We start from the raw sequence: 6875 nt of genomic DNA, 5'->3' as shown, positions 1-6875 counted from the left end.
GGCGATGTCACGCTCAGCCATCCTCGCTTTCACCGCAGTGAGCCTGCGCAGATATTCCCAGCGCGGGAAAACCTGCGGACCTTTAACTACTGGCATAAAAAAAACCCCTCGGATTTTCTCTCAGGGCGGTCCGGCCGGGGCTCCCTGCCTGCAGCTTGCCAGGTTATCGCAATATTGATGCCGTCTCCTGGCGTTCTTGTAGGTTGCAGCGACAGAATCTGAGCCGGCAGGCGCGAAGTCAATACATTCAGGCGCGACATTGCCTCATGCGGCTTCCATAGCGAAGGCCGTTCCCAGGTCCGCTCTCTGGCGCAACCAGGCTATGCCGACATCCTATCTCGATTCACGATAGGTGCGATCCACAGATTGCATTTGACACGAACGCCCGCCTCTCGGACGGTTGTGCCATCTCGTACGCCGTGAGCGGGGGGAGAGTTCTGGAGCAACAGATGTACAACGTTGAGGCGTTCCGTGAACTGCAGGTCGAGGCGACGGAATGGCGCCGTCACCTTCACCAGCACCACGAGCTGGATTACAGGGTCCACAATACCGCGCGTTACGTGACCGAGAAACTCGCTTCGTTTGGTATCAGCCAGATCGAAACTGGAATCGTCGCACTGATCCGTGGTCAACGCGGCGAAGGGCCGACGATCGGGCTGCGGGCCGACATGGATGGCCTGCCGATCGTCGAGGCATCCGGCAAGCCATGGTCTTCCCAAGCCGACGGCAAGATGCATGAGTTCGGCCACGACGGCCATACTGCGATGCTGCTAGGAGCGGCCAAACACCTGGCGAAGACACGCGATTTCAAAGGGTCCGTTGCACTGATATTCCAACCGGCGGAAGAAGATGGGCAGGGCGCCCAGAAGATGGTTCAGCATGGGATCATGGACCGCTACGGGATCAGTCAGGTTTATGCGATGCACAATTCCCCCCGCCTTGATGTCGGCAAATTCGCCATCGCAGAAGGCCCGATCCTTGCTGCCCTTGACGAGTTCGATGTCGTGGTGAAGGGCCGAGGGGGCCACGCGGCTGCACAGCATCTCGCAATCGATCCCGTGGTGATCGCAGCACAGATCATCCTGGGCCTGCACACCCTGGTTTCCCGCTATACGAACGCGATGGAGTCGCTTGTTATATCGGTGACCAAGCTGTCCGCCGCGCAAGCTTATAACATTATTCCGGAGACCGTCGCCTGGTCTGGAACGGTGCGGACACTGGCGCCGGACTTGCGCGATTTTGCGGAGGAGAAAGTGTGCGCGGTGGCGCAGGGTATCGCGCGTACGTACGGCGCGGATGTCGAATTTCAGTACGACGGCTGGAGCCGATTACCGTCAATGATCCCGAAGGCGCCCGCGTCGCGATTGCGGCGGCCCGCCTGCTTGTCGGTCCGGCCTTCGTGGACGAAAAGGTCAAGCCGATGATGGGGTTGGAGGACTTCGCATACATGCTCGAGGCGCGCCCGGGCGCCATGATCTGGATTGGCAATGGTCCGAGTGCGGCGCTTCATAATCCCGCCTACGATTTCAACGACGAAGCACTCCCATACGGTATCGCCTACTGGGCCAACCTCGTCGAGCGGGCATTGCACGGAGGATAGAGCGAGCCGGCACTGCTCTGAGGCTCGCGGTCCTCGAACGTCCCCTGAGGTCTCGTCAGCCGTTGCGGCGGCAGGGGTTAGTCCGATGATCCCGATCTCCGGCAAAGGCATCTCAATACCCCCCTCATTGGTAACTGGACACCAGGTTAGCCTTTCGTAAATGCGGCCACAACACCGTAGGAGCGCCATGTGTGAACTCTTCGCATCACTCGTCCAATACGCAGAATATATGCTTTCTTCGCCGCAGATCGACAAAATTCACTCTCGCGTCCCCGATAGTATTACACCCGATAGTATTACAGGAGCTGCGAAATCTTTCGACGATGTGACCTCGCGGCGGACGTGGGCATGGTGGGCTCACCTCGCATCGCTCCCGCCGAAGTCCTTCCTCTTTCCGCGAACGAGCACGCGAGAACATCGAGACGCGTCCCCAAAGGAACAAAACCGGCTGACTCGGCGAGTGGGCGCGCCGCGTTTCACCACCACATGCGATCGCAGGAACTGTAAGATCTTCGGAGAACCCAATGCAAATCAAACTACCTTCACGCGCAGAATACATCATCATCGGCGGCGGCATTATAGGCCTTTCGATCGCGTATCACCTGACGCGTCTGGGTCATCGAGACATCGTACTGCTCGAGCGAGACCGTTTGACATGCGGCACAACATGGCATGCAGCGGGACTGGTAACTCAGCTTCGAGCTAACGAGACTATGGCGAAGCTCGCACAGTACTCCGCAGAATTGTTCAGGGATCTGGAGAAGCTGACGGGTCAGCCAACCGGATTTCGGCAAAGTGGTTCGATCACCGTTGCGGCGACCGCCGCTCGTATGGAGGAGCTGAAACGCGGCGCGTCCATGGGAAGGTCTTTCGGCTTAGAAGTCGAAATAATTGACGCGGCCGAGGCGCAGAGACGTGCACCACTCCTCGACGTGAGTAACGTCCTCGGCGCGGCTTGGATTGCTACCGATGGCATGACCAATCCAATCGACACAGCACAAGCGTTCGCCGCCGGGGCGCGGCGTGGGGGTGCGGAAATTTTCGAGCGTACGCCCGTCACCCGGATAATCCTCGAGAAGGGGCGTTTCGCGGGCGTCGAGACCGAGCAGGGCATCGCCCGCGCCGACAAGGCGGTCGTCTGCGCCGGCATGTGGAGCCGCAACGTGGCTGCTGAACTCAACTGGTCAGTCCCTCTGCATGCTGCGGAGCACTTCTACGTCGTGACCGAGCCTATCCCCGGCCTGCCCAGAGATCTGCCGACGATCCGTGACATGGATGCCAAGGTCTATGCCAAGCCAGACGCCGGAAAGCTGCTCGTCGGGTTCTTCGAAACGCATTCCAAGCCATGGGGCATGGATGGCATCCCGCGGGATTTCAGCTTCGATGCCTTACCTGACGACTTTGACCACATCGAGCCTTACCTCACGTCCGCGATTGAGCGCATACCGGTGTTGGCGGAGGTCGGACTGCAACTCAATTTCAACGGTCCCGAAAGCTTCACCCCGGACAACCGCTTCTTGCTTGGGCCGGCTCCCGACATTGCCGGTCTTTTCGTCGCCACCGGTTTCAATTCCTGTGGCATCGAATCCTCGGGCGGCGCCGGCAAGGTCATGGCGGAGTGGATGTCAACCGGCTTTCCAGCCAATGACTGTTGGGAGATGGACGTGCGTCGCGCCATGCCGTTTCAAAGCAACCGCAGGTATCTTTACGACCGCACGACAGAGGCCGTGGGTAACCTGTGGAACCTACACTGGCCGCATAAGTCTGCGAAAACCGCCCGCAACGTGCGTGTTTCGCCCTTGCAGGACCGACTGGCACAATTGGGAGCCAATTTCGGTGAAGTCGCCGGCTGGGAGCGGGTGCAGTGGTTCGGGCCGGCCGGCTCCGCTCCCGCATCCCACGCGACATTCACGCGTGACGACTGGTTCAAGCAGAGCGGCGCGGAACATCACGCGACGCGATCCGGTGTGGCGCTGTTTGACCAGACATCATTTGCCCACCTTCTTGTCCAGGGCAGCGACGCGCTTGCCCTGCTGCAGCGGCTGTCGACGAACGACGTAGACGTGCCCGTCGGCCGGATCGTTTACACTCCTTGGGTGAACGAGCGCGGCGGCATGGAGTCGGACGTGACGATTGCGCGGATAAGCGACGAGCAGTTTCTCGTTGTCACCGCGGCCGTCCAGCGCATCCGCGATCTCGCGTGGCTGCGGACGCATGCCAAGGGTGCTGGTAACGTGTCTGTCACCGACATCTCCTCGGGGTATGCCACGCTGTCGGTGATGGGCCCGAGGTCCAGGGAGTTGCTCGCGCGCGTCAGCCCGGCCGATTTCTCCGACGCCGCCTTCCCGTTTGCCACCGCGCGCGAGATCGAAATCGGCTACGGTTTGGCCTTGGCATTCCGCATGACCTTCGTCGGCGAGCTCGGCTGGGAGTTGCATATCCCGACGGATCAGACCCTGGGAATCTATGACGCGCTGGTTGCGGCCGGCCGCGACTTCGACCTCCGTCATGCCGGCTACGTGGCGCTGAATACGCTGCGACTTGAAGCCGGTTACCGTGATTGGGGCTCCGACGTAGGGGATGAAGACTCGCCCTTGGCATCGGGTCTCGGCTTTACGGTTGCTTGGAACAAGGGCGAACCGTTCATCGGTCGCCCGGCACTGGAGGCCCAACGCGGCAAGACGCCAAGCCGTCGCCTTGTCCAGCTTGCCGTGTCTGGGGGAGCGCCTTTGATGTTTGGCACGGAGCCCATCTGGCGGAACGGAACGCTCGTCGGATATCTCCGATCCGCCGGGTTCGGGCATACCGTCGGCTGCGGAATTGGCATGGGCTATCTGAACGCCGAGGCCGGGGTCAGCGCGCAGTGGCTCTACGAGGGAAATTTCGAAATCGAGATAGCAGGTGTACGACATCCGGCGGTTGCGTCGCTCAAGCCTTTTTATGATGCGGGTCGAACCCGTGTCAAAGGCGAATGGCAAGACGAGAAGGATTTGGTTTCACCTCTCTTGCGCACTCTTCTTCACCGAGAGCATCTCTTACTTTGACAACAGCAATACTTTAGTCTCGCATTTTAAGCATATGGCATACTTTGGTGGATTCTTCCGTTCGAAAATACACAACTATCAGTTCGAGGACACGGATTTGGAAATTTCTTATGCGTATCATCTTGGGCCAACTCCGGCTGGACTCGCTTAGCCAGGAATGGACGAACAGGACATCGCTGGCATACGTCAATACGACGGTTACAGCGCGCTTCCCAGAGAAGTTTCGCCTATTACACGAGAGTCGCTACTGTTCCCCAGGGTCGCAGGGCCGCATCCACCACGGACCTCGAACTTTGTGTCGCGCGGATGGAATACGTTCGGCAGCGCGAATTGCAAGAGAAGTTGAATGAACGCTCTGTTCCGCCAATCACTCCTCCGAGTTCAGGTGAGTGGCACAGCACAGGAGGCGCCCTTACTTCACGCCACGATTTGTCTGCTCATCGCATGGTCATCCTGCTCGTTCCCGGTTTTTCGCAGTTGACTTTATCATCCTTCGTTGACCCGCTCAGGGTCGCGAACTCGGTCTCGGGTCGCGCTGTCTTTGAATGGATCGTGGCGAGTTCGGACGGCCGGCCGGTTGTATGCGCCAGCGGAATATCTGTGTGCACTAACAAGTCGTTTGCCGAAGTGGCGTCAGACCTGCGGGGAAGCGACAGGCCGAGCGTGATAGTGGTGTGCGCCGGTGCAGGCGTCGAAAGCCACCCACTGGCATCGCTTATGAATATCCTGCGCCTATGCCGAGGGCACAGAATTCCCATTGCGGCGCTGGGGACGGCCACTTGGCTGCTCGCGAAGAGTGGTATTCTGAACGGCACTTCCTGCACGATCCATTGGGAAAAGCTGCCTTCGCTTTGTGAAACTTTTGATCACCTCCATGTCACCGACTCATTATTCGTACGGGATGGAGACGTTGTGACTTGCGCGGGTGAGCTTGCGTCGTTCGATCTGGCGTTGGAGCTGATTTGCCACAATCTTGGCAAGGAAAGTGCATCGGCCGTTTTCAAGCACACAGGCGCGGGCCAATGGCGCCCCGGGTCCGAAAAGCAATCTGCCATCGGCGCTAGATATGCTGGTCTGAGCAAGAGACTGGCTGAGGTCGTCCGACTGATGGAACAGCACGTCGAAGACCCGCTTTTCATGCGCGACATCACGAGATGCGTTGGACTTTCGCCGCGTCAGATTGAGCGGCTATTCGAGCAGTATGTATCCTTTCACCGATGCGGTACTATCGGCGCGTGCGGCTCGAATGGGCCAAGCGCCTTATCGAGCAAACGAACATGCCTTTTCTGGAAATTGCAGTCGCATGCGGCTTCATTTCATCGTCACACTTCTCTAAGAGCTTCCGCAGTTTTCGGCAAGGCCCCGAGCGCTTGTCGTGCTTGAAAAGTGGGCGATCTAGTCGCGTCTATCTCGCGGCCTCACCACGAGTCGTGGTCGATGATCGCTGACCTCTGCCCTCTCGGAAATTGCCCACAAATTGGGTGAAAGGTTCCTTCGGCGCCGCGACCCCTGCTCGTTTCGCGATCCTCTCGTATGCTCGGATGTCAGCGGTCCTTCTCCAGGCGAACTCTCGATGAGCGTCGCCGGATTGAATCGAGCGATGCAATTTTGCCAGTTCTGGTCGGTCGGTCCCGCAGGAATCAAAAAACCTTGCCTTGGGAGCCTTCCAGGTCTTCGAGACGTCCCGTTATACGACCCCGATCTCGTCTTTGTCGCCCGCCTTTGCTCCCGCCTCATGCTCTCGCAGCACCGCAATGATCTGCTCTTCCGTAAACCGCTTCCGCTTCATCAGTCCGTCCTTCAATCGAGGCCGGACTCTAATCTCAGATGGAGGAAATTACCCGTAGCAGGTCAGCGGCTGATGAGCGCGCCCGGGGTCGGGCCGATCACCGAGCTCGCATTCCGTGCCACGATCGATCAGCCGGACCGCTTTCGCCGGTCAAGGGATGTGGGCGCGCATCTGGGCTTGACCCCGGCACGTTATCAATCCGGTGAAACGGACAAGACAGGTCGCGTCCCTACAGGTGGTGTAGCTCGGCGGTAGCGCTCGCGAGCGCACCCTCGATAGCGCTGTAGATGCTATGGGCGGCGGCGAGCGTGTGGCACCCTCGACGCTGTTGAGCAGCTGCCTAAGGAGCGCCCCATGTCACCATCCTTTGATGCAAGCAAATCCCTTACTGCCCTTGATCAGGACAGCACGTTGGTCGCAGTGATTGAGATGAGCCAGACAA

Annotated in this window: 2 protein-coding genes and 3 pseudogenes; all 5 read left to right on the top strand. The window is 59.2% G+C overall.

What is annotated here, in order from left to right; genetic code table 11:
* The first annotated feature begins 449 nt into the window (after positions 1-449).
* Positions 450-1600: pseudogene (locus tag NKI08_RS34165) on the top strand (amidohydrolase).
* A gap of 524 nt (positions 1601-2124) precedes the next feature.
* Complete coding sequence (locus NKI08_RS34160) at positions 2125-4644, top strand: GcvT family protein (RefSeq protein ID WP_352775853.1); 2520 nt, start codon at positions 2125-2127, stop codon at positions 4642-4644.
* Between the two features lie 306 nt (positions 4645-4950).
* Positions 4951-5595: pseudogene (locus NKI08_RS34155) on the top strand (AraC family transcriptional regulator); the annotation flags it as partial.
* A gap of 266 nt (positions 5596-5861) precedes the next feature.
* A complete protein-coding gene (locus tag NKI08_RS34150; RefSeq protein ID WP_352775850.1) occupies positions 5862-6092 on the top strand; it encodes a helix-turn-helix domain-containing protein in 231 nt (76 codons plus the stop codon).
* Positions 6093-6496: 404 nt separating this feature from the next.
* Positions 6497-6673: pseudogene (locus NKI08_RS34145) on the top strand (transposase); the annotation flags it as partial.
* Positions 6674-6875: the final 202 nt, after the last annotated feature.

The organism is Mesorhizobium sp. M0768, assembly GCF_040320195.1.
GTDB lineage: Bacteria > Pseudomonadota > Alphaproteobacteria > Rhizobiales > Rhizobiaceae > Mesorhizobium.
This window is presented reverse-complemented; position numbering and strand designations above follow the sequence as displayed.